The organism is Calidifontimicrobium sp. SYSU G02091, from assembly GCF_022631395.1.
Taxonomy (GTDB): Bacteria; Pseudomonadota; Gammaproteobacteria; order Burkholderiales; family Burkholderiaceae_C; genus Calidifontimicrobium; species Calidifontimicrobium sediminis.
In genome coordinates this window covers 1-22,148 of record NZ_JALBGB010000040.1, presented here as the reverse complement: position 1 = coordinate 22,148, position 22,148 = coordinate 1, and the positions used below count along the sequence as shown (strand labels likewise).

General features: G+C 73.1%; 19 protein-coding genes. 9 read left to right on the top strand and 10 right to left on the bottom strand.

All coding sequences use genetic code 11. From position 1 onward, the window contains the following. Nucleotides 1-310: 310 nt before the first annotated feature. From MOJ79_RS17255 to MOJ79_RS17245, 3 genes are all read right to left on the bottom strand, one after another. Nucleotides 311-538: a hypothetical protein gene (locus tag MOJ79_RS17255; protein ID WP_241925265.1), complete on the bottom strand. Its 228-nt coding sequence runs from the start codon at nucleotides 536-538 to the stop codon at nucleotides 311-313. A gap of 333 nt (nucleotides 539-871) precedes the next feature. Beyond that, nucleotides 872-1,867 carry a Bug family tripartite tricarboxylate transporter substrate binding protein gene (locus MOJ79_RS17250; RefSeq protein WP_241925264.1) on the bottom strand — a complete coding sequence of 332 codons (996 nt, stop codon included), beginning with the start codon at nucleotides 1,865-1,867 and terminating at the stop codon, nucleotides 872-874. Between the two features lie 52 nt (nucleotides 1,868-1,919). Continuing rightward, nucleotides 1,920-2,963, bottom strand: a complete 1,044-nt coding sequence (locus MOJ79_RS17245; RefSeq protein WP_241925263.1) for an amidohydrolase family protein — start codon at nucleotides 2,961-2,963, stop codon at nucleotides 1,920-1,922. Between the two features lie 241 nt (nucleotides 2,964-3,204). Between MOJ79_RS17245 and acsA the strand changes: the two genes are divergently transcribed. The 7 genes from acsA to MOJ79_RS17210 all read left to right on the top strand — a co-directional run bounded on the left by acsA (nucleotide 3,205) and on the right by MOJ79_RS17210 (nucleotide 9,228). Further along, nucleotides 3,205-4,995, top strand: coding sequence for an acetate--CoA ligase (acsA, locus tag MOJ79_RS17240; RefSeq protein WP_241925262.1), 1,791 nt, complete (start codon nucleotides 3,205-3,207; stop codon nucleotides 4,993-4,995). Between the two features lie 105 nt (nucleotides 4,996-5,100). Beyond that, complete coding sequence (locus MOJ79_RS17235) at nucleotides 5,101-5,319, top strand: hypothetical protein (protein ID WP_241925261.1); 219 nt, start codon at nucleotides 5,101-5,103, stop codon at nucleotides 5,317-5,319. After that, complete coding sequence (locus MOJ79_RS17230) at nucleotides 5,316-5,492, top strand: type II toxin-antitoxin system RelE/ParE family toxin (protein ID WP_241925260.1); 177 nt, start codon at nucleotides 5,316-5,318, stop codon at nucleotides 5,490-5,492. Before MOJ79_RS17235 ends, MOJ79_RS17230 begins: the two co-directional genes overlap by 4 nt. 208 nt (nucleotides 5,493-5,700) lie before the next feature. Next, nucleotides 5,701-6,702, top strand: coding sequence for a pyruvate dehydrogenase (acetyl-transferring) E1 component subunit alpha (gene pdhA / locus MOJ79_RS17225; RefSeq protein ID WP_241925259.1), 1,002 nt, complete (start codon nucleotides 5,701-5,703; stop codon nucleotides 6,700-6,702). Next, a complete protein-coding gene (locus MOJ79_RS17220; protein ID WP_241925258.1) occupies nucleotides 6,699-7,691 on the top strand; it encodes an alpha-ketoacid dehydrogenase subunit beta in 993 nt (330 codons plus the stop codon). Before pdhA ends, MOJ79_RS17220 begins: the two co-directional genes overlap by 4 nt. Before the next feature lie 2 nt (nucleotides 7,692-7,693). Continuing rightward, nucleotides 7,694-8,977 carry a dihydrolipoamide acetyltransferase family protein gene (locus MOJ79_RS17215; RefSeq protein WP_241925257.1) on the top strand — a complete coding sequence of 428 codons (1,284 nt, stop codon included), beginning with the start codon at nucleotides 7,694-7,696 and terminating at the stop codon, nucleotides 8,975-8,977. 14 nt (nucleotides 8,978-8,991) lie between these two features. Further along, entirely contained in the window at nucleotides 8,992-9,228 is a 237-nt protein-coding gene (locus tag MOJ79_RS17210; RefSeq protein ID WP_119287874.1) for an acyl carrier protein, read from the top strand. Between the two features lie 7 nt (nucleotides 9,229-9,235). Here the strand turns inward: MOJ79_RS17210 and MOJ79_RS17205 are convergent, their stop codons facing one another. The 5 genes from MOJ79_RS17205 to MOJ79_RS17185 all read right to left on the bottom strand — a co-directional run bounded on the left by MOJ79_RS17205 (nucleotide 9,236) and on the right by MOJ79_RS17185 (nucleotide 15,066). Further along, nucleotides 9,236-10,108: an amino acid kinase family protein gene (locus MOJ79_RS17205; protein WP_241925256.1), complete on the bottom strand. Its 873-nt coding sequence runs from the start codon at nucleotides 10,106-10,108 to the stop codon at nucleotides 9,236-9,238. Beyond that, nucleotides 10,101-11,420, bottom strand: coding sequence for a GTP-binding protein (locus tag MOJ79_RS17200; RefSeq protein WP_241925255.1), 1,320 nt, complete (start codon nucleotides 11,418-11,420; stop codon nucleotides 10,101-10,103). Before MOJ79_RS17200 ends, MOJ79_RS17205 begins: the two co-directional genes overlap by 8 nt. Before the next feature lie 55 nt (nucleotides 11,421-11,475). After that, on the bottom strand, nucleotides 11,476-12,927 hold the full coding sequence (locus MOJ79_RS17195) for a GntP family permease (RefSeq protein WP_241925254.1): 1,452 nt from the start codon (nucleotides 12,925-12,927) through the stop codon (nucleotides 11,476-11,478). Beyond that, a complete protein-coding gene (locus MOJ79_RS17190; protein WP_241925253.1) occupies nucleotides 12,924-14,003 on the bottom strand; it encodes a patatin-like phospholipase family protein in 1,080 nt (359 codons plus the stop codon). Before MOJ79_RS17190 ends, MOJ79_RS17195 begins: the two co-directional genes overlap by 4 nt. A 160-nt stretch (nucleotides 14,004-14,163) precedes the next feature. After that, nucleotides 14,164-15,066, bottom strand: coding sequence for a universal stress protein (locus tag MOJ79_RS17185; RefSeq protein ID WP_119355255.1), 903 nt, complete (start codon nucleotides 15,064-15,066; stop codon nucleotides 14,164-14,166). Between the two features lie 58 nt (nucleotides 15,067-15,124). Between MOJ79_RS17185 and MOJ79_RS17180 the strand changes: the two genes are divergently transcribed. After that, nucleotides 15,125-17,833 (top strand): cation-translocating P-type ATPase, encoded by a 2,709-nt coding sequence (locus MOJ79_RS17180; RefSeq protein WP_241925252.1) that lies wholly within the window; start codon nucleotides 15,125-15,127, stop codon nucleotides 17,831-17,833. On the opposite strand, the gene MOJ79_RS17175 is transcribed toward MOJ79_RS17180, so the two are convergent. Next, complete coding sequence (locus MOJ79_RS17175) at nucleotides 17,799-18,851, bottom strand: sodium:calcium antiporter (protein ID WP_241925251.1); 1,053 nt, start codon at nucleotides 18,849-18,851, stop codon at nucleotides 17,799-17,801. The genes MOJ79_RS17180 and MOJ79_RS17175 overlap by 35 nt on opposite strands. Before the next feature lie 179 nt (nucleotides 18,852-19,030). Here MOJ79_RS17175 and MOJ79_RS17170 point away from each other — a divergent pair, with 179 nt between their 5' ends. Beyond that, entirely contained in the window at nucleotides 19,031-21,787 is a 2,757-nt protein-coding gene (locus MOJ79_RS17170) for a cation-transporting P-type ATPase (protein ID WP_336606340.1), read from the top strand. A 10-nt stretch (nucleotides 21,788-21,797) separates the two neighbouring features. On the opposite strand, the gene MOJ79_RS17165 is transcribed toward MOJ79_RS17170, so the two are convergent. After that, on the bottom strand, nucleotides 21,798-22,025 hold the full coding sequence (locus MOJ79_RS17165) for a hypothetical protein (RefSeq protein ID WP_241925249.1): 228 nt from the start codon (nucleotides 22,023-22,025) through the stop codon (nucleotides 21,798-21,800). Nucleotides 22,026-22,148 lie beyond the last annotated feature (123 nt).

The window sequence follows — 22,148 nt, the reverse complement described above, 5'->3', positions numbered from 1 at the left end:
TGCAGTTCGAGAGGGCTTGGCTTGCCGCCCAGCAAAGGCAAGCCGCGTGATGGTCTCGGCTATGGGATCCGGGAAACGCGGGCAAGGTCAGCCCATAGTTGAAAAGGTATGCACCATCAATGATCCAGATCGTCTTCAAGCTGCTTCTCCCTGCATGGTTCGGGCACGATTGTCTTCGAGGCGCTGCAGCTGCAGCAGTGCTTGCCTGGGGCGTCTAACGTTTGAGCTAAGCGGCACGCCGCTGCGGGTCCGCTTGAGCGAAGGGTTAGGCCTCAGCGCGCCGCTCGTAGGAAGACCGATCGCCCGACTACTAGTGTCGCTTGCCCAATGACGGAAGCCCCCCTCGGTACACGATGGGCTTCTTGGGCTTCTTCTTGCTCACCCAGGTGGGTGCAGCCAGCCAACCAGACGAGGGTGCCTTGTCGCACGCATGGGCAAAGGCTTCGAGCGCTGCTTTCTGGTCTTCGGTTTCAAGCACCTTGGCGCCGCCCAGCATGACTGAGTAGGTTCGACCGGTTTGGAAGACGCGAACCAGCACGACCCGCCCGTCTGGTGTTGGGACCTTCCGCTTGCGAACCATGCGAGTTACTGGTGGTTCGGTCATGTGGAAACTGTGTGTCTTGCGAGGCTTGCGATGGGTCGGATGCGAGAGGTACTTGGGATCTGAGGCCTAACGTGTTCTAGGGCGCAATGATGCGCCACTAACCGGTTAGTAGCGCAGCATTGCGCCCGTATCCGGATAGTGGCGCACCGAGGCGAGCCAGCTCGATCCTGAGTCCGCGCCCGAACGCGGCCTTGGGCGTGACGTGCAAAGAAGCCGGTGACCAGGTCGCGACGAGCCGCTGTCCCCACAAGGCGACCCGGCAAGCCCTCACTCCGCCTTTACCCCCGCCCGCTTGATCACCGCCGCCCAGCGCGCGAGTTCGGCGCGCATCATCTGCGTGAGCTCCTCCGGCGTGGTCGGGATCGGCTCCATGCCCAGCGTCTTGAAGCGCTCGCGGAACTCGTCGGTGCGGATCAGCGACGTGATCTCGGCGTTCAGGCGCGCGACGATGGGCTGCGGCGTGCGCGCCGGCGCCATGATCGCGAACCAGCCGCTGACGTCGAAGCCCTTGAGGCCCGTCTCGTCGAGCGTCGGCACGCCGGGGGCGAGGTCGGTGCGGTCCTTGCTCATCACGCCGATCACCTTCATGCGCCCGCCCTCGGTCTTGCCGAGCACGCTGGTGATGTCGGACACGGCGAGCTGCGTCTCGCCGGCCATCACGGCGGTGATCGCCGGCGCGCTGCCGCGGTACGGGATGTGGACGATGAAGGTCTCGCTCATGGACTTCATCAGCTCGCCGCCCAGGTGCATCGCGGTGCCGTTGCCGCCGCTGGCGAACGTCAGCCGGCCGGGCTGGCGGCGCGCGAGCGCGATCAGCTCGTCGGCACGGCTCACCGGCAGGTCGGCATTGGCCACCAGCACGAACGGGATGCGCGCGAAGCCGGTGATCGGCGCCAGGTCGGCGAGCGGGTCGTAGCCCAGGTTGGGGTTCAGGCCGGGGCTGATCGTGAGCCCGCCGGCCGCGGCCAGCACGAGGGTGTAGCCGTCGGGCGCGGCCTTGGCCACCTGGCCCAGCGCGAGCGTGCCGCCGGCGCCGGGCCGGTTCTCGACGACGACCTGCTGGCCCAGCCGCTCGCCGAGCCGCGGCGCGAGCAGGCGCGCGGCCACGTCGCTGCTGCCGCCGGGCGGGAACGGCACCACGAGGCGGATCGGCCGGCTCGGCCAGCGCTCCTGCGCGTGCACCGCGGGCGCCAGCCCGGTGGCCAGCAGCGCCAGTGCCGCGGCGGCGGCGCGGCGGCGCGGGGGGTTCGTCACGTGGGCCATCGTCGTCTCCTCGTGTCGTGGCGGTCGTCGCTGTCGCAAGTTCAGGCGCGCGTCACAGCTTGAACAGCCGCTCGGCGTTCTCCTGGAAGAACATGCGCTTGACCTGCGGCGAAAGCGGCAGGCGGTCGCACATCGCCACTTCCTCGGGCACGTACTGGTACGGATAGTCCATCGCGTACATCAGCCGGTCCTGCCCGATGACGTGCTGCACGAAGGTGATGGCCGGCTCCCACGGCATGCCGCTGGTGGTGTACCAGACGTTCTCGCGCAGGTAGTCGCTGGGCTTCTTCTTCAGCGGCCGCGCGCCGGGGCTGCGGTCGTTGGCGACGATGCCGGCGTGCATGAAGTCGATGCGGTACAGCCAGTACGGCAGCCCCTCGCCGCAGTGGCCGAGCACGAGCTTCAGCCGCGGGAAGCGGTCGAACACGCCGGCCACGATCAGGCGCAGCGCGTGCAGACCGGTCTCGACCGCGAAGCCGTAGATCGCGGCGTCGAGGCAGCGCGGGATGAACGGCTGCGCCATCTGCGGCGACGGCGTGTTCGGGTGCAGGTACAGCGGCACGTCGAGCGCCTGGCAGGCCTCGAAGATGGGGTAGAACTTCTCGTCGTCGAGGTAGGTGCCCTGCGTGTGCGAGTTGACGATCACGCCCTTGAGGCCCAGGCGGTTCACGCCGCGCTCGATCTCCTTGGCGGCGCCCTCGGGCGCGTGCGGCGCGATGGCCGCCAGCCCGGCGAAGCGCGTCGGGTGCCTGCGGATCGCGTCGGCGAGCTGGTCGTTCGACGCCGCGGCGAGGTCGGTGGCGGTGGCGGGGTCGAACAGCTGCACGCCGGGGCACGTGAGCGACAGGATCGCGCGGTCGATGCCGGCGGCGTCCATGTCGGCGATGCGCCGCGCGTCGAGGTCCTGCAGGCGCTCGTACAGGTCGCGCGCGCGCTGCGTGGCGCTCTTGCCGAAGAAGCCCCACAGGCTCTGGAAGCCGGGGTCGTGGTGCGTGCCCTCGTCGAGCAGCCTGACGTAGCGCTGCAGGATCTCGGTAGGCGCCCAGGCCTCTTCGGTGGCGATGCGTTGGTAGCCCCGCGTCGCGGCGTCGATCATCGATGCGTCCTTTTCGGTGTTCGTCGGTGCGCCGTTGCGACGCAGCGGCCGCGGCAGTGTTTCAACGGTCATCGGCACGGTCAACGCGGGCATTCCCGCGTCGCGTACACGCCGGCGGGGCCGGCGCGGGATCGCCGCATCCCTTGACCAGGCTCAAACCCGCGGGCACGCGGCCCGGGATGATCACGGCCATGCGCACGCGCCGCCACGCGCGGCACGCCCACACACCGAGGAGACCGTGATGACTGCCGCCGAGGCCGCGGCGGGCACCGCCCGTCCGCCCCGCATCGTCAAGACGCCGGGCGCGCTCGCGCCCGTGCCCCACCTGCTCGACCACGCCGCGACCTGCGCCGCGTTCCGCTGGGACGATGCGCGCGCGCTGCTCGACGGCCTGCCCGCCGGCGGGCTGAACATCGCGCACGAGGCGGTCGACCGCCACGTCGCGCACGGCCGCGGCGGCAAGACGGCGATCCGCTGGCTGGGCAAGAGTGGCGCGCGGCGCGAGTTCAGCTACGCCGACCTCGCCGCCGGCACCAACCGCTTCGCCAACGCGCTCGGCGCGCTCGGCGTGCAGCCCGGCGAGCGCGTGTTCGTGCTGATGGGGCGGCTGCCCGAGCTGTACCTCGCGGTGCTCGGCGCGCTGAAGGCGCGCTGCGTCGTGAGCCCCTTGTTCTCGGCCTTCGGCCCCGAGCCGATCGCCACGCGCTGCGAGATGGGCGACGCGCGCGTGCTGGTGACCACGCCCGAGCTGTACCAGCGCAAGGTCCAGGGCCTGCGCGAGCGGCTGCCGGGGTTGAAGCACGTGATCCTCGTCGGCGACGCGGCCGGCGAAGCGGGCACCGTGCGCTGGGCCGACGTCGTCGACCCCGCGTCGCCCGACTTCACGATCGGCGCGACCGACCCCGAGACGATGTCGCTGCTGCACTTCACGAGTGGCACCACGGGCCGCCCCAAGGGCGCGATCCACGTCCACGAGGCCGTCGTGATGCACGCGATGACGGCGCGCTACGCGCTCGACCTGCACGACGACGACGTGTTCTGGTGCACCGCCGACCCCGGCTGGGTCACGGGCACGAGCTACGGCATCGTCGCGCCGCTGGTCAGCGGCGTGACCAACGTCGTCGTCGAGGCCGAGTTCGACGCGCCGACCTGGTACTCGGTGCTGCAGGACGAGCGCGTGACGGTGTGGTACACGGCACCGACCGCGATCCGAATGATGATGCGGCTCGGTGCCGAGGCGCTGCGCGGCTACGACCTGTCGGCGCTGCGCTTCATGGCCAGCGTCGGCGAGCCGCTGAACCCCGAGGCCGCCTGGTGGGGCCTCGACGCGTTCGGTAAAACCTTCCACGACAACTGGTGGCAGACCGAGACCGGCGGCATCATGGTGTCGAACTACGCGGCAATGGACATCAAGCCCGGCTCGATGGGCAAGCCGCTGCCGGGCATCACGGCCGCGATCGCGCGCCGCACGGCCGATGGCCGCGTCGAGCTGATCGACGCGCCCGACACCGAAGGCGAGCTGGTGCTGAAGACGCCGTGGCCGTCGATGATGCGCGGCTACCTGCACGAGGAGGAGCGCTACCGCAAGTGCTTCGCCGACGGCTGGTACTTCACCGGCGACCTCGCGAAGCGCGACGCCGACGGCTACTACTGGTTCGTCGGCCGCGCCGACGACGTGATCAAGTCGGCCGGCCACCTGATCGGCCCGTTCGAGGTCGAGAGCGCGCTGATGGAGCACCCCGCGGTGGCCGAGGCCGGCGTGATCGGCATCCCCGACCCGACGGTGGGCGAAGTCGTGAAGGCCTACGTGGCCTTGAAGCCCGGGTTCGAGCCGTGCGAGGCGCTGAACCGCGAACTGCTCGGCCACGCGCGCAAGCGCCTCGGCGCCGCGGTGGCGCCGAAGGCGATCGAGTTCCGCAGCAACCTGCCGAAGACGCGCAGCGGCAAGATCATGCGGCGCCTCTTGAAGGCGCGCGAGCTCGGGCTGCCCGAGGGGGATCTGTCGACGCTCGAGTCGGACGAGAAGAAGTGAGACGGGCGTGACGCAGAAGACCCGCCACACCACCGCTGCCGCGCGCCCACACGGACGCGTTGTGGCATCCTCGGCCTGCCGTTGCTCTCGCCTGGAGTCGCCGCCATGCCCCTGCCCATCGAAGCGCTCGAAGCCGCATTGCTTCAGCTGCCGACGAGCGAGCGCGCGCGGCTGCTCGACCGCGTCGTCGCCAGCCTCGACGCCGACGCGGCACGCGAGCGTGCATGGGACGACCTCGCCGCACGCCGTGACGTCGAGATCGACCCGTCCGCCGACGTTCCGGGCCGCGACGCCTTGGACCGCCTGCGCACGGAGATCGGTTGAAGTTCACGCTTCATCCCGCCGCCGAACGGGACCTGGCCGACGCGGCGCGCTTCTATCGGCGCGAGGCGGGTCGTGCCGTGGCGCTGCGCTTTCTCGACGAGTTCGAACGCATCGCGCAACTTCTGGCCGCGCGGCCCGGCCTGGGGATGCCCACCGCCGGCAACCGGCGCTGATTTCCGCTGCACGGCTTTCCGTATGCCGTGATCTACCGCCCCGCGGGCGAGGGAGTCCGCATCCTCGTCGTGCGGCACCAGCACCGCGATCCGGACTTCGGCCAGACGCGACGCTGAGTCGCCCGCCGGCCACCGCCGTCGCGCTGCGCACAGGCATTCGCGGGGGACCGTGCGCCGAAGCCGATCACCGGCATCGGGAGGCCGAGCGATGACCGACAAGATCCACCTCGACCGCGCGCACCTGCACCACCTGTGGCGGCAGATGCTGCGCATCCGCCGCTTCGAGGCCAAGTGCGTCGAGCTCTATCAGGCGCAGAAGATCCGCGGCTTCCTGCACCTGTACGACGGCGAGGAGGCGGTGGCGGTCGGCGTCGCCGCCGCGATGGACCCCGCGCGCGACGCGGTCGTGGCCACGTACCGCGAGCACGGCCAGGCGCTCGCGTGGGGCGTGCCGACGTCCGCGCTGATGGCCGAGATGCTGGGCAAGGCCGAGGGTTGCTGCCGCGGCCGCGGCGGCTCGATGCACCTGTTCAGCCGCGCGCACCGCTTCTACGGCGGCAATGCGATCGTCGGCGGCGGGCTGCCGCTGGCCGCCGGCATCGCGATGGCCGACCAGCGGCTCGGACGCGGCGCGGTGACGGCGTGCTTCTTCGGCGAAGGCGCGGTCGGCGAAGGCGTGTTCCACGAGACGATGAACCTCGCCGAGCTGTGGCGGCTGCCGGTGCTGTTCGTCTGCGAGAACAACCTGTACGCGATGGGCGTGCCGCTCGAAGACAGCGAGGTCGAGACCGACATCTGGCGCAAGGCGAAGGCGTACCGGATGCCGGCCGAACAGGTCGACGGCATGGACCCGGTGAAGGTCGAGGCCGCGGCGCGGCGCGCGGTGGCGCAGGTCCGCGACGGTCAGGGCCCCTACTTCCTCGAGGTGCGCACGTACCGCTTCCGCGCGCACTCGATGTTCGACACGCAGGCCTACCGCACGCGCGACGAGATCGAGGGCTGGAAGCACCTCGACCCGATCGAGCGGCTGCGCGCGTGGATGGTTGCCAACCACCAGCTGAGCGACGCCGAGGCGCAGGTGATCGAGGCCGACGTCGCGGCCGAGATCGACGCCGCCGTCGCGTTCGCCGAGGCCGGCACGCTCGAGCCGGTCGACGAGCTCGAGCGCTTCGTGCTGATGGATAGGGTCGTGCAGGAGGAGCAGGCATGACCGCCCCGCTGCGCATGACGTACCGCGAAGCGTGCAAGCAGGCGATCCGCGACGCGCTGAAGGCCGACCCGCGCACCTTCGTGATGGGCGAGGACGTCGGCAAGTACGGCGGCTGCTACGCGGTCACCAAGGGCCTGCTCGAGGAGTTCGGCCCCGAGCGCATCGTCGACACGCCGCTCGCCGAAAACGGCTTCACGGGGCTGGCGATCGGCGCCGCGATCGCGGGGCTGCGGCCGCTGCTCGAGATCATGACCTGCAACTTCAGCCTGCTCGCGCTGGATCAGATCATGAACAACGCGGCGACGCTGCCGCACATGACGGGCGGCCAGTTCGCGGTGCCGCTCGTGATCCGCATGGCCACCGGCGGCGGGCGGCAACTGGCGGCGCAGCACTCGCACAGCCTCGAGGGCTGGTACGCGCACATCCCGGGGCTCAAGGTCGCGGTGCCGGGCACGGTGGAAGACGCGCGCTTCATGCTCGCCGCCGCGCTCGCCGACCCGAACCCGGTGCTGATCTTCGAGCACATCGTGCTCTACAACGCCGAGGGCGAGCTCGACCCGGCCGTCACCGCGGTCGACCTCGAGCACGCCAAAGTGCGCCGGCCGGGGCGCGACGTGACGCTCGTGACCTACGGCAACAGCCTGCCGAAGTGCCTGGCCGCGGCCGACGCGCTGGCGAAGGACGGCATCGACGCCGAAGTGATCGACCTGCGCATGCTGCGCCCGCTGGACATGCCCACCGTCGTCGCGTCGGTGCAGCGCACGCGGCGCGTCGTGATCGTCGACGAGGGCTGGAAGAGCGGTTCGATCTCGGCCGAGATCGCTGCGCGGCTCGCCGAGGACTGGCTCTACGAGCTCGACGCGCCGGTCAAGCGCGTGTGCAGCCGCGAAGTGCCGGTGCCGTACGCGGCGCACCTGGAAGACGCCGCGCTGCCGAGCGTCGAGCGCGTCGTCGCCGCGGTGCGCGCCGTCGTGCCGCGCAGGAGCTGACCATGGCCGACTTCACGATGCCCGCGCTCGGCGCCGACATGGAGACCGGCAAGGTCGTCGAGTGGCTCGTCAAGCCGGGCGACCGCGTCAAGCCCGGCGACGTGATCGCCGTGGTCGAGACGCACAAGGGCGCGATCGACGTCGAGTGCTTCCTCGACGGCGTGATCGACGACCTCGCACCGCTCGGCGTCGACCTGCCGGTGGGTGCGGTGCTCGCGCACGTGCGGGTGGCCGGCGAAGCGGCTGCTGTCGCACCGGCCGCCGCGCCGACGCCGGCCCCGTCCCCGGTCGCATCACCCGCGCCGCCTGCGGCGCCAGAGGCGGCGGCTGCAGCCGCTGCCGTGCGCGCCCCCGCCGCTCCACCCCCGCGCGAGGTGCCCGCAGCGCCAGCGCCCATCGCAGCCCCGCCGGCCGTGGCCGCCGCGACCCGTGCGAGGGTCAGCCCCGCAGCGCGCCGGCGCGCGGCCGAGCTGGGCATCGACGCCGACGCGCTGCACGGCACCGGCGTCGACGGCGCGGTCACGCTGGCCGACGTCGAGCTCGCCGCGGCGCAGCCGCGGGCACGCCCCGCCCCGGCTTTGGCACCGACGGCACCGCCGCGCCCCTCGAAGGGCGGCTTCGACCCCGCGCTGATGCGCCAGGCCATCGCCGCCGCAATGGGCAAGTCCAAGCGCGAGATCCCGCATTACTACCTCGCGACGACGATCGACTTCGCCGCCGCGCAGGCCTGGCTCGACGCCTACAACGCCGAGCGCGACCCCGCCGAGCGCCTGCTGCCCGCGACACTGCTGCTCAAGGCGACCGCGAAGGCGCTCGTCGAGGTGCCGCAGCTCAACGGCTTCTGGAAGGACGATGCGTTCGAGCCCGGCGCCGGCATCCACCTCGGCTGGGCGATCGCACTGCGCGGCGGCGGGCTCGTCGCGCCGGCGATCCACGACGCCGACAAGAAGACGCTGCCCGAGCTGATGGCCGCGCTGCGCGACCTCGTGCAGCGCGCGCGCAGCGGGGGCTTGCGCAGCAGCGAGCTGACGGACCCGACGATCACCGTCACGAGTCTCGGCGACCGTGGCGCCGAGAGCGTGCTCGGCGTGATCTACCCGCCGCAGGTCGCGATCGTCGGCTTCGGCCGCATCGTCGTGCGGCCGTGGGTCGTCGACGACGCCGTCGTGCCGCGGCCGCTGGTGACGACGACGCTGGCCGCCGACCACCGTGCCAGCGACGGCCACGTGGGCGGCCTGCTGCTCGCCGCGATCGACCGCGCGCTGCAGTTGCCGCAGACCCTGTGAACCGGAGCCCGACGATGACCGAATCCGAGATCCGCGCACTGGCCGCCGAGGCGCTGGCCGGCATCGCGCCCGAGGCCGACCTGTCGACGGTCGGCGACACCGAAGACCTGCGCGAGGCGCTCGACCTCGACTCGATGGACTTCCTGAACTTCGTGATCGCGCTGGCGCAGAAGACCGGGCGCAAGATCCCCGAGGCCGACACCTCGAAGCTGTTCACGATGAAGGGGCTGATCGGCTACCTGTCGGCCTGAGCGCGCTTCACGGCACGACGACGGTGCCGGACGCCTCGGGGCCGAGCGCGTGCGCGATCGCGTCGCAGTGCACGATGCGCGCCGCGCGGCCGGTGGCTTCGGCGTAGTCGGCCGCGCTCTCGACCTTCGGGCCCATCGAGCCGGCGCCGAGCGTGCCGCGCGCCAGCAGCGCGCGTGCCTCGCGCACCGTCAGCCGCGGCCGAACGCGCGCGTGCGGCGTGCCGTGATCGTCTTCGACACCGGCAACGTCGGTCGCGAAGACGAGCGCCTGCGCGTCGAGCGCGATCGCGAGCCGCGCCGCGACGCGGTCCTTGTCGATCACGGCGGCCAGCGCTCCGGTGCGCCCCAGCGCGACGCCCCCGCCACCCCCGGCGACGACGTGGTGATGCGCGAGCAGCGTCGCGACCGCGTCGTGCTCGACGACGGCCAGTGGCCGCGGCGACGCGACGACGCGCCGCCAGCCGCCGCCCACCGCGACCGCGGGCACGCCAGCGGGCGGTGTGGCGAGCACCGGGCCGATCGGCTTCGTCGGCACGTCGAACGCGGGGTCGGCGTCGTCGACCGTGACGCGCGTGACGACGGCCACCGCCGGCTGGCCGGTCGCGCGGCCGATCGCGTCGGCCAGCAGGTAGCCGAGTTCGCCCTGCGTCTGCGCGACGGCGATGTCGAGGTCGGCGGTGTCGGCGCCGCTGCGCAGCAGCCGGCCGACCTGCGGGCCGTTGCCGTGCACGACGAGCAGCCGCCAGCGCTGCGCCGCGAGCGCGGCGAGCCCGCGCGCGGCCGCGGCGATCGACGCGCGCTCGATCGCGTAGGTCTGCGCGCCGCCCGGCGGGCTCAGCGCGTTGCCGCCGAGCGCGACGACGAGCAGCGGCTCAGCCACGGGCGTCGAGCCGCGCCAGCACGAGCTCGGCCAGCGTCGGCGCACCGGCGTCGGCGTACGCATAGCGCGCGCGCACGATGGGCTTCGCGAAGCCGCCGAGCCGCGCGAGGTCGATCGGCGTGGCGGCGAGCACCACGTCGGCCGCGCTCGCGTTGACGGTCGCGCGCAGGTCGTCGAGCTGCGCCGCGCCGTAGCCGAGCGCCGGCAGCACCGGCCCGATGTGCGGGTACTGCGCATACGCCGCGGCAATCGAAGGCGCCGCACTCGCGCGCGGATCGACGACCTGCGCGCCGTCGATCGCACGCAGCGCCGCGAGCCCGGCGCCGTGCGGCATGCCGCCGTGCGTGATCGTCGGCCCGTCCTCGACGACGAGCACGCGCCGCTCGGCGAGCGCGCGCGCGTCGTCGACGCGCACCGGCGACGCGGCACGCACCACCGGCACGCCGGGCACGATCTGCGCGAGCGCGCGCTCGAGCCGCTCGACGTCGGCCGGCGGCGCCGCGTCGACCTTGTTGATGACGACGACGTCGGCCATGCGCAATACGGCCTCGCCGGGGTGGTGCGTCGTGAGCTGGGCGGGGCGCAGCGCGTCGCAGACGACGACGTGCACCGTCGGCGCGAAGAACGGGAAGTCGTTGTTGCCGCCGTCCCAGACGATCACGTCAGCGTCGCGCTCGGCCGCTTCGAGCACGCGCGCGTAGTCGACGCCGGCATACACCGCGTGGCCGGCCTGCAGGTGCGGCTCGTACTCCTCGCGCTCCTCGAGCGTGCACTGCGCGGCGTCGAGGTCGGCCAGCGCATGGAACGCCTGCACGCGCTGGCGCACGAGGTGGCCGTACGGCATCGGGTGGCGCACGACGGCCACACCCCGCCCGCGGGCCTTCAGCACCGAAGCGAGGTGGCGCGCCGTCTGCGACTTGCCGCAGCCGGTGCGCACCGCCGACACCGCGACCACCGGCTTCGTCGCATGCAGCATCGTCGCGCGCGGGCCCGCCAGCGCGAAGTCGGCGCCGGCGGCCAGTGCGCGCGACGCGAGGTGCATCACGTGCGCATGGGTGACGTCGCTGTAGGCGAAGACGACGACGTCGATTGCCTCGCGGCGCACCAGCGCGTCGAGCTCGGCCTCGGGCACGATCGCGATGCCGTCGGGGTAGCGCGCGCCGGCGAGCGCGGCCGGGTAGCGGCGCGCGTCGATGCCCGGGATCTGCGTCGCGGTGAACGCGACGACATGCGAGCCCGGATCGTCGCGATAGACGGTGTGGAAGACGTGGAAGTCGCGCCCGGCGGCGCCGCAGATCACGATGCGCTTCATGGCCCGGTGTCCTGCGCCGCATCGTAGCGGCAGCGCCGCGCAGGCGCCGACGACGCTAGAACGCGCCGAACAGCGTCGCCAGCGTCACGACGAGCACGAGCGCCGCGATCGGGAACGCGACCGCGACCATGAAGATGTCCTTGTACGCCTGGCGGTGCGTGAGCCCGCAGATGCCGAGCAGCGTCACGACGGCGCCGTTGTGCGGCAGGCTGTCGAGGCCGCCGGTGGCCACCGTCGTCACGCGGTGCAGCACCTCGGGCGCGATGCCCGCCGCCGCGCCGAGCTCAACGTACTGCGCACCGAGCGCCTGCAGCGCGATGCTCATGCCGCCCGAGGCCGAGCCGGTGATCCCCGCGAGCAGGTTGACGGCCAACGCGAGCGACACCAGCGGGTTGCCCCCGCCCAGCTGCTCGACGAAGCCCACGAGCCGTTCGAACGCCGGCAGCGCCGCGATCACGGCCCCGAAACCGACGAGGCTCGCGGTGTTGAAGATCGGCATCACCGACGCGTTGGCACCGTCGTCGAGCGTGCGCTTCAGGTCGCCGAAGCGGCGCCAGCACAGCGCGACGAGCAGCCCGCCGGCCACCGTCAGCGAGCCGATGATCGCCCACACGCCGCGCACGCTGTCGAGCGTCGTCGCGCCGAAGCGCGGCTCGGCGAGGTACGCGGTGTCGAGTGCCGGGATGACGTGCGCGCTGAGAAGGTAGTTCAGCACGATCACGACGACGATCGGCGCCAGCGCGAGCGCGAACGGCGGCAGCCCGCGCGGCGGCGCCTCGGGGGCGATCAGCGTGGCGTCGAAGCCGGCACCGGCGCTGAGTTCGCGCCGGTCCTTGTCGAACGCGGCCGGGCGGTCGTCGTGCGCGCCGTAGCCCTCGCCCGCGGCCTTCGCGCGCGCGGCCTGGCGCGCGAGCCACGCCTGCCCGAGGCCGAACATCACCACCGCGGCGACGAGGCCGAGCCCGGGCGCGGCGAACGGCGTCGTGCCGAAGAACGGCATCGGAATCGCGTTCTGGATCGCCGGCGTGCCGGGCAGCGCCGTCATCGTGAACGTGAAGGCGCCCAGCGCGATCGTCGCCGGGATCAGCCGCTTCGGGATGTCGGCCTGGCGAAACAGCGCGACGGCGATCGGGTAGACCGCGAACGCGACGACGAACAGCGACACGCCGCCGTAGGTCAGCACCGCGCACGCGAGGACGACGGCGAGGATCGCGCGCTGCCCGCCGAGGCGGCGCACGATGCCCTGCGCGATCGCCTCGGCGGCACCGCTGTCGTCCATCAGCTTGCCGAACACGGCGCCGAGCAGGAACAGCGGGAAGAACTGCACGACGAAGGCGCCAGCCGCTGGCATGAAGACCTGCGTGTAGCTCGCCATCAGCGGCGTGTCGGCGGCGAACACGGCGGCCACGAGCGCCATCACCGGCCCGAGCAGCAGCACGCTGACGCCGCGGTACGCGAGCCAGATCAGCGCGCCGAGCGCGAGCAGCACGCCGGCCAGGCCGATCACGCGCCGCCCTCCTTGCCGCAGCGGCGTGGCGCCATCGTGCCCGCGGGCTTGACGCTGTCCTCGAGCAGCCAGCCGAGGTCGAAGGTCGAGCGCACGCCGAGGTCGGCCTTGTGCCGCCGCAGCCAGTGGTCGGTGCGTGCGCGGCCGAGGTCGCGCAGGTGGCACAGGTACGCCCACTCGGCGTTGAGCTTGCTCGACGGCTCGAGCGCGACGAGGTCCTCGTCGCCGTGGATGCGGTGCAGCCGCATGTCGCGCCAGCGCTCGTCTTCGATGCCCTCGGCCTCGATGCGGTCGCGCAGCAGCTCGATGGCGCGCAGTTCCTTCAGCAGCGCAGCGTTGAACGTGATCTCGTTGAGGCGGTCGATGATCTGGCGCGCGGTGCGCGGCAACTCGGGGCGGTAGAAGGGGTTGATCTGCACCAGCACGAGGTCGCGCGCGGCGCACTCGTCGACGAGCGGGAACAGCGCCGGGTTGCCGGTGAAACCGCCGTCCCAGTACGCCTCGCCGCCGATCTCGACGGCCTGGAACATCAGCGGCAGGCACGCCGACGCCATCACGGCGTCGACGGTGATCTCGCCGCGGCGGAAGATGCGCGGGCGCCCGGTGCGCACGTTGGTCGCAGTGACGAACAGTTGCACCGCGGTGCAGCGGTTGACGCGACCGAAGTCGACGGTGGCGGCGACGAGGTCGCGCAGCGGGTTCAGGTTCAGCGGGTTGAGCTCGTACGGCGAGAACACGCGCGTCAGGTGGTCCATCAGGACGTAGCCGGGCGAGTTCGCGAGGCTCCACGTGCCGCTGAAGCGGTCCCACAGGCTGCGCTGGATCGGGCTCGCGAGCGCGGCGTCGCTGACCGCCTTCCAGAAGCGCGCGAGCGCGGCGCGCGCCGCCCCGGGGCCGCCCGCCTCGAGGCCGTCGGCGAGCACGACGGCGTTCATCGCGCCGGCGCTGGTGCCGCTGACGCCGTCGATGCGCAGGTCCGGCTCCTCGAGCAGGCGGTCGAGCACGCCCCAGGTCAGCGCGCCGTGCGCGCCGCCACCCTGCAGTGCGAGATCGATCGTCTTGGCGGTGTTGCCCATGGCCGAATCGCCCGCCGCCAACGCCGCGCGCCGGACGGCGAAACCGATGATTGCTGCGCCGCAGCCTAGCAGCCGCGCGACGCCGGCCGTCCCGAAAGGTCTTGACGACCGCGCGGCGTCAGGGCGAAACGACAGCCGCGGGGACGCCGTTGCCGCGCCGTCAGTGCGACATCAGCACCGGCACCGTCATCGACTGCAGCAGCGTGCGCGTGACGCCGCCGAGCAGCAGTTCCCACGCGCGGCTGTGGCCGTAGCCGCCCATCACGATCAGGTCGGCGTCGACATCGGCCGCGTGCGACAGCAGCGCCTCGGCGACCGGTGCGTCGGGCGTCCACGGGCGGCGCATGCGCTCGGCCACCGTCGGCTCGCGCGTGACGAAGACGTGGCCGCTGGCCTCGACGCCGTGGCGCTTCAGGTGCGCGACGACGGCGTCGAGCGACTCGGGCGGCCCCATCTCGTCGCCGGCCGCGGCGTGCGTGAAGCTCACCACCTCGACGCGCTGCGCGCGCTTGAGCAGCGGCAGCGCGTCGCGCAGCGCCTGCGCGCTCTCGCGCTTGTCGGACCACGCGACGAGCACGCGCTGGCCGCAGGTCGCACGCCCGCCGGCCAGCCCCGCGCCCCATTCGACGTAGGGCACGAACAGCAGCGGGCAGCCCGCACCCATCATCAGCCGCCCGTGCATCGCTGCACCGCAGCCGTCGGGGGTCTTCGGATCGTGCTGGCCGAGCACGACGAGGTCGGCGGTGTGCGCCTCGCGCAGCAGCGCCACGAGCGGGTCGCCGCGTGCGATCGACAGCGGCAGCGCGACACCGGCGTCGCGCGCAGCGGCCTCGACGAGCGCGGTGGCGGCGTCGCGTCGCGCCTGCTCGGCCTCGAGCGTCATCTGCGCCGCGATCGTCGACGCCTCGGGCGTCAGGTAGGCCCCCGGCGGCGGCGGCTCGACGGCATACAGCGCCGACAGCTCGGCACCGTGCTCGGCGGCCAGCCGCGCGGCCAGCAGCAGCACCTCGCGCGAGCGGGGGCTGTCATTGACGTGGACCAGAATGCGGCGGATGTCGCTCATCGTCGTCTCCTCCAAGGCTGCGTCGGCCCATGTTAGTCGCTGACGGCCCCACGCCCCGATGACGGCCCCGCCCGCGACGCCGACGCCCGGCGCGCCCTGGCACGCGCTCGACGCGGCCGACGTGGCCGCGCGCCTGGGCACCGACCCCGAGCGCGGGCTCGCCGACGACGAGGCCGCGCGCCGGCAGCAGGCGCACGGGCCCAACGCGCTGCCCGAGCCGCCGCAGCGCTCGGCGATCGCGCTGTTCGCGCGGCAGTTCAAAAGCCCGCTGATCTACCTGCTGTTCGTCGCGGCCGCGCTGGCCACGGTGCTCGGCCACCTCGGCGACGCCGGCGTGATCCTCGTCGTCGTCATCGCCAACGCGCTGATCGGCGCACTGCAGGAGGGCCGCGCCGAACGCTCGATGGCCGCGCTGCGGCGGCTGGCCGAGTTGCAGGCGCGCGTGCGTCGCGGCGGCACCGAGCGCGTGCTGCCGGCGCGCGAGCTGGTGCCCGGCGACGTGCTGCTGCTGGCCGCCGGCGATGCCGTCGGCGCCGATGCGCGGCTGCTCGACGCGCAGCAGCTGCAGGTGGCCGAAGCCGCGCTGACCGGCGAATCGGCACCGGTGGCCAAGCTCGCCGACGCGCTGCCGGCGGCCACCGCGCTGGCCGACCGCCGCGACATGGTCTACGCCGGCACGCACGTCACCGCCGGGCGCGCGCGCGCCGTCGTCGTGGCCACCGGCAGCGCCACCGAGGTCGGCCGCATCGCCGAGCTGACGCAGCGCGCCGTCGAGCCGCCGACGCCGCTGGAGCGGCGCATCGAGCGCTTCGGGCGCACCCTCGTCGCCGCGGCGCTGGTGCTGTTCGCCGTCGTCGTCGCGCTGGGCGTCGTGCGCGGCGTGCCGCTGGCCGAGCTGCTGATGGTGGCGATCAGCCAGATGGTGTCGGTGGTGCCCGAGGGGCTGCCGGTGGCGATGACGATCGCGCTGGCGGTGGGCATGCAGCGCATGGCTGCGCGCGGCGCGATCATCCGCCGGCTCGCCGCCGTCGAGACGCTGGGCTCGACGACGGTGATCTGCGCCGACAAGACCGGCACGCTGACGCGCAACGAGATGACCGTCACCGCGCTGTGGCTGCCCGACGGGCGCGACATCGCCGTCAGCGGCAGCGGCTACCGGCCCGAAGGCGCGTTCACCGCGGCCGACGGCCGCGCGTGCGACGCGCGCGACCCGGCGCTCGCCGCGCTGCTGCGCGCCGTCGCGCTGAACAACGACGCCCGGCTCGCACCGCCGGGCGAGGGCCGCGCCGGCTGGCGCGTGATCGGCGACCCGACCGAGGGCGCGCTGCTCGTCGCCGCGGCCAAGGCCGGCATCGACCCCGACGCGCTGCGCGCGAGCGCCCCGCGCGAGGCCGAGCTGCCGTTCGACCCGGCGGCGCAGCTGATGGCCACGCGCCACCGCCTGCCCGGCGCGCCGCGCACCGTGTTCGTCAAGGGCAGCCCCGAGGCCGTGCTGCGCCTCGTCGCCGACGCCGTGCAGCGCGACGCGGCGCGCGCGGCCGCCGAGGCGATGGCCGCGCGCGCGCTGCGCGTGCTCGCGGTGGCGCGCGTCGACGACGACGCGCTCGACGCCGGCTTCGGCGCGCTGGCCGGGCGCGCGCACCTGCTCGGGCTGGTCGGCGAGATCGACCCGCCGCGCGAGGAGGCCCGCGCCGCCGTGGCCGCGTGCCGCAGCGCCGGCATCCGGCCGGTGATGATCACCGGCGACCACAAGCTCACCGGCCACGCGATCGCGCGCGAGCTGGGCATCGCGCGCGACGGCGACGTCGCGCTCGACGGCGTCGAGCTCGAGCGCATGGGCGATGCCGAGCTCGCCGCGGCGCTCGACCGCGTGGCCGTGTTCGCGCGCGTGGTGCCGGCGCAGAAGCTGTGCATCGTCGAGGCGCTGCAGGCGCGCGGTGACGTCGTCGCGATGACCGGCGACGGCGTCAACGACGCGCCGGCGCTCGCGCGCGCCGACGTCGGCGTCGCGATGGGCATCACCGGCACCGAGGTCGCGAAGAGCGCGGCCAAGGTCGTCGTCACCGACGACAACTTCGCGACCATCGTCGGCGCCGTCGAACAGGGCCGCCTCGTCTACGCGAACCTGAAGAAGGTGATCCTGTACCTGTTCGCGACCTCGGTCGACGAAGTCGTCGTGCTGCTGCTGGCGCTGTTCGCCGGGCTGCCGCTGCCGCTGCAGGCGGTGCAGATCCTGTGGATCAACATCGTCACCGAGGCGACGCTGACGGTGAACCTCGTGATGGAGCCGCTGCACGGCCGCGAGATGCAGCGCCCGCCGGTGCCGCGCGACGACCGCCTCGTCGACCGCGAGATGCTCGCGCGCATCGTGCTGATGGCCAGCGCCGCGGTGGCGGCGACCTTCGGCTGGTTCGCTTGGCGGCTCGCGGCCGGCGCGCCCGTCGACGTCGTGCGCACCGAGACCTTCACCGTGCTCGCGATGTGTCAGTGGTTCAACGTCGTCAACTGCCAGTCGGCCACGCAGACCTCGTTCGGTGGCGCGCTGCTGCGCAACCGCTGGCTCGCCGGCGGGCTGCTGCTGAGCGTCGCGCTGCAGTGGTCCGTCGTCTACACGGCGCCGATGAACGCGCTGTTCCACACCGTGCCGATCCCGCCGGCCGACCTGCTGCCGATGGTCGCCGCGGCGAGCACGGTGCTGTGGGCCGAAGAGCTGCGCAAGCTCGCGGTGCGGCTCAGCCGGCGTACAGCGCCAGCGCGATCGCGTTGAGCGCGTACATCGCGACCAGCCCGATGCTGACCCAGCCCACCGTGCGCAGCAGCCGGCGCTGCGGGCGGTAGTACAGCCCGACGACGGCAAGCCCCGTCATCACGACGGCCACCGCCGCGGTCGTCGCGTGCACCGCCGACACCTCCGCGAGCAGCGATGCGCCGGGGTAGAACAGGTCGTCGATCGCGAGGATCGCGACATTGAACAGGTTGCTGCCGAGCAGGTTGCCGATCGCGAGGTCGAGCGCGCCGATGCGCACCGCCGACAGCGTGACCGCCATCTCGGGCAGCGTCGTCACCGCGGCGACGAAGACGGTGCCCACGAGGCTGCCGCTCCAGCCCATCGCCTGCGCGATCTCGGTGGCGACGAACGGCAGGCGCATCCCGGCGAGCAGCACGACGAGCGCGGCGAACGCGAAGCGCCCCGCGTGAGCGCGCAGGCGCGCGCGCTGTCGCGCGTCGAGCCGTGCGGACGGCGCCGCACCGTCGGCCGCGGTGCCGTCGCTCTCGTGACGGAAGATCGTGCGCACCGCCACCAGGTACAGCCCGAGCAGCAGCGGCGTCGCCGGCCCGATACCCAGCGGCAGCGCCTGCAGCAGGCCCGCGGTGCTGCCGGTGCGCTGCGCCGCCTGGCCGAGCAGCACCGCGACCACGACGACACCGAGCAGCATCGCGCCGAAGCCGGCGGCCAGGATGTGGCTCTGGCTCGTCCGCCGGTACAGCGGGTTGCCGCGCACGAGCAGGTCGACGACGGCGAGGAAGGCGAGGTTCACGACGCACGCGCCGAGCGCATTGCCGACCGCCACGTCGGGCGCCCGCGCCGCCGTCACCGCGGTGATGCCGGTGGCCAGCTCGGGCAGCGACGTGACGGTGGCCACCAGCGCGACGCCGACCCACGTGCGCGACAGCGCGAGCCGCTCGGCGATCGCGTCGGCCTCGCACGTCAGCCGGTAGCCGCCAATGCCGATCAGCGCGGCCAGCAGCGCGAACTGCAGCCACGGCCACGCGGCCGCCGTCACGCGACGCCACTCCGGTCGCGGCGTCGCCGTGCATCTGTGGGACGATCGGCAGCCGCCGCGCGGGGGTGCTGGACGTTCACACCCGCGAGGTTAACCGCAGCCCGCCGGCGGCTGCGCCGGAACTCGGTGCAGGCCGCGGCGTCTACCGTGTCCAACGTCTGTCCAACCGGACTGTTGCCGTGCGCCCCGACACGCCGCCCCCATCCGCCAGCCCTTCGCCCTCGACGACGCAGGCCGCGGCCACGCCGTGGCATGCGCTCGGCGCCGACGAGACCTTGCGCATGCTGGGCACGCAAGTGCACGGGCTGTCGAGCGACGAGGCGTGCGCGCGCCTGGCGCGCCACGGCCCGAACCGGCTCGCCGAAGCCAAGCCGCCGAGCGCGTGGGCGCGGCTGGCACGGCAGTTCGACAACCTGCTGCTGTACGTGCTGATGGCCGCCGCCGCGGTGACGGCGCTGATGGGCCACTGGGTCGACACCGGCGTCATCATGGCGGTCGTCGTGCTCAACGCCGTGATCGGCTTCGTGCAGGAGGGCAAGGCCGAGCGCGCGCTGCAGGCGATCCGCCACCTGCTCGCGCCGCACGCCGTCGTGCTGCGCGACGGCCGCCAGCACGACGTCGACGCTGCCGAGCTCGTGCCCGGCGACATCGTGCTGCTCGCCTCGGGCGACAGCCTGCCGGCCGACGTGCGGCTGCTGCAGGCACGCAACCTGCGCGTCGACGAGGCCGCGCTGACCGGCGAGTCGGTGCCGGTGGACAAGCGCGTCGAGCCGGTCGCCGCCGACGCCGCGATCGGCGACCGCCTGTGCATGGGCTACGCCGGCACGCTGGTCACGCAGGGGCAGGCGCGCGCCGTCGTCGTCGCCACCGGCAACGCGACCGAGATCGGGCGCATCGGCAAGATGCTCGAGTCGGTCGAGCAGGGCACGACGCCGCTGCTGGCGAAGATGGCCGGCTTCGGCCGCACGCTGACCTTCGTGATCCTCGCCGCCGCGGCGGCGCTGTTCGCGTTCGGGCTGCTCGTGCGCGGGATGCCCGCCGCCGAGGTGTTCATGGCCGCGGTCGGCCTCGCGGTGGCGGCGATCCCCGAGGGGCTGCCGGCGATCATGACGATCACGCTGGCGATCGGCGTGCAGCGCATGGCGCAGCGCCACGCCGTGATCCGCCGCCTGCCCGCCGTCGAGACGCTCGGCTCGGTGACCGTGATCTGCTCCGACAAGACCGGCACGCTCACGCGCAACGAGATGACGGTGCAGCAGGTCGTGTGCGCCGGCCAGACCGTCGACGTCGAGGGCGCCGGCTACGCGCCCGACGGCGCGCTCAAGCTCGACGGCGCGGTGCTCGCGCCGGCCGACCTCGCCCGCCGCGCGCCCGCGCTGGCCGCGCTGGCCGAGGTCGCCGCGCTGTGCAACGACGCCAGCCTGCACGAGACCGACGGCCGCTGGACGCTGGCCGGCGACCCGACCGAGGGCGCGCTGCTGACGCTGGCGATGAAAGCGGGGCTGAACCCGGCGGAACTGAAGGTCGAGCGCGCGCGGCTCGACGTGATCCCGTTCGAGTCGGAGCACCGCTTCATGGCGACGCTGCACGCCGACGGCGGCGGTGCGGTCGCCCTCGTCAAGGGTGCACCCGAGCGCGTGCTCGCGATGTGCGCGACCGAGCTCGATGCGCAGGGCCGGGAGCTGCCGATCGACGCCGCACGCTGGCACGCCGCGGTCGAGGCGCAGGCACGCGCCGGCCGGCGCGTGCTCGCGCTCGCACGCCGCACGTTGCCTGCCGGCAAGGAGGACCTCGACCACCCCGATGTCGCGCAGGGCCTGACGCTGCTCGGGCTCGTCGGCATCATCGACCCGCCACGCGACGAAGCGATCGAGGCGGTCGCGCAGTGCACCGCCGCCGGCATCCGCGTCGTGATGATCACCGGCGACCACGGCGTGACCGCGAGCGCGATCGCCGCGCAGCTCGGCATCGGCGAGGGTCTGCAGGCCGTCACCGGCCCCGAGCTAGAGGCGATGGACGACGCGGCGATGCGCGAGGTCGTGCGCACGGCGCGCGTGTTCGCGCGCGCGAGCCCCGAGCACAAGCTGCGGCTGGTGCGCGCGCTGAAGGCCAACGGCGAGGTCGTCGCGATGACGGGCGACGGCGTCAACGACGCGCCGGCGCTCAAGCAGGCCGACGTCGGCGTCGCGATGGGCATGAAGGGCACCGAGGCGGCCAAACAGGCCGGCGCCGTCGTGCTCGCCGACGACAACTTCGCGTCGATCGCGCACGCCGTCGAGGAAGGGCGCACCGTCTACGACAACCTGAAGAAGACGGTCACGTTCCTGCTGCCGATCAACGGCGGCGAGTCGATGGCGTTGCTGGTCGCGGTGCTTGCCGGCGTCGCGCTGCCGATCCTGCCGGCGCAGATCCTGTGGGTCAACATGGTCAGCTCGGTCGCGCTGGCGATGGTGCTCGCGTTCGAGCCGACCGAGCCCGACGTGATGCGCCGCCCGCCGCGCGCGCCCGACGAGCCGCTGCTGTCGCGCTTCCTCGTCTGGCGCATCGTGTTCGTCTCGGCGCTGTTCCTCGGCGGCATCTTCGGCATGTACGAGTGGGCGCTCGCGCAGGGCGCCAGCGTCGAGGCCGCGCGCACGGTGGCCGTCAACACGCTGGTGTGCATGGAGGTGTTCTACCTGTTCAGCGTGCGCTACCTGAAGGCGCCGTCGTTCACGTGGCAAGGCGTCAAAGGCACGCCGCGCGTGCTCGCCGCGGTGGCCGGCGTGTTCGTGCTGCAGCTCGCGTTCACCTACGCGCCGTTCATGCAGACGCTGTTTCGCACCGAGGCGCTCGCGCTGGCGACCGGCGCCGCGATCGTCGCGGTCGGCGTCGCGCTGCTCGTCGTGCTCGAGCTCGAGAAGACACTGCTGCGGCGGCTCGGCGCGCTGCGCGCCTGAGCCGCGCCGCTCAGCACAGCCGCTTGAACACCAGGTGCACGACGATCGGCTCGCCGTCGCTCGTGTGCGCGCGGCGCTCGCTGACGATCTCGGTGCAGCCGTCGCGCGTGAGCGCCTTGATCTCGCGCGCCGCGGCGTCGTAGACGAAGGGGTTCTCGAGCCAGGTGCCGGCAGCGGGCAGTTCGACGGGCACGCCGATCGGCGCGAGGGCGTGGATGCGCTGGGCGATCGATTCCATGGTCGGCCTCCGGGGACGTGGGTCGCACGACGGGTTCACGCCGCCGGCGCGCCGCCGGTCGGCTCGGCCGCCGGGGCGGCGCCGGCCTTGCCGCGCGGGCTGCGCGCCGCGGCCGTCTTGGCC

What these genes read in the sequence shown, in the direction of transcription:
- MOJ79_RS17215 (WP_241925257.1), top strand. Translation starts at nt 7,694, where the DNA reads ATGGCCGACTTCACGATGCCCGCGCTCGGCGCCGACATGGAGACCGGC.
- MOJ79_RS17235 (WP_241925261.1), top strand. Translation starts at nt 5,101, where the DNA reads ATGCCCCTGCCCATCGAAGCGCTCGAAGCCGCATTGCTTCAGCTGCCG.
- MOJ79_RS17250 (WP_241925264.1), bottom strand. Translation starts at nt 1,867, where the DNA reads ATGGCCCACGTGACGAACCCCCCGCGCCGCCGCGCCGCCGCCGCGGCA.
- MOJ79_RS17245 (WP_241925263.1), bottom strand. Translation starts at nt 2,963, where the DNA reads ATGATCGACGCCGCGACGCGGGGCTACCAACGCATCGCCACCGAAGAG.
- acsA (WP_241925262.1), top strand. Translation starts at nt 3,205, where the DNA reads ATGACTGCCGCCGAGGCCGCGGCGGGCACCGCCCGTCCGCCCCGCATC.
- pdhA (WP_241925259.1), top strand. Translation starts at nt 5,701, where the DNA reads ATGACCGACAAGATCCACCTCGACCGCGCGCACCTGCACCACCTGTGG.
- MOJ79_RS17200 (WP_241925255.1), bottom strand. Translation starts at nt 11,420, where the DNA reads ATGAAGCGCATCGTGATCTGCGGCGCCGCCGGGCGCGACTTCCACGTC.
- MOJ79_RS17190 (WP_241925253.1), bottom strand. Translation starts at nt 14,003, where the DNA reads ATGGGCAACACCGCCAAGACGATCGATCTCGCACTGCAGGGTGGCGGC.
- MOJ79_RS17220 (WP_241925258.1), top strand. Translation starts at nt 6,699, where the DNA reads ATGACCGCCCCGCTGCGCATGACGTACCGCGAAGCGTGCAAGCAGGCG.
- MOJ79_RS17210 (WP_119287874.1), top strand. Translation starts at nt 8,992, where the DNA reads ATGACCGAATCCGAGATCCGCGCACTGGCCGCCGAGGCGCTGGCCGGC.
- MOJ79_RS17185 (WP_119355255.1), bottom strand. Translation starts at nt 15,066, where the DNA reads ATGAGCGACATCCGCCGCATTCTGGTCCACGTCAATGACAGCCCCCGC.
- MOJ79_RS17180 (WP_241925252.1), top strand. Translation starts at nt 15,125, where the DNA reads ATGACGGCCCCGCCCGCGACGCCGACGCCCGGCGCGCCCTGGCACGCG.
- MOJ79_RS17165 (WP_241925249.1), bottom strand. Translation starts at nt 22,025, where the DNA reads ATGGAATCGATCGCCCAGCGCATCCACGCCCTCGCGCCGATCGGCGTG.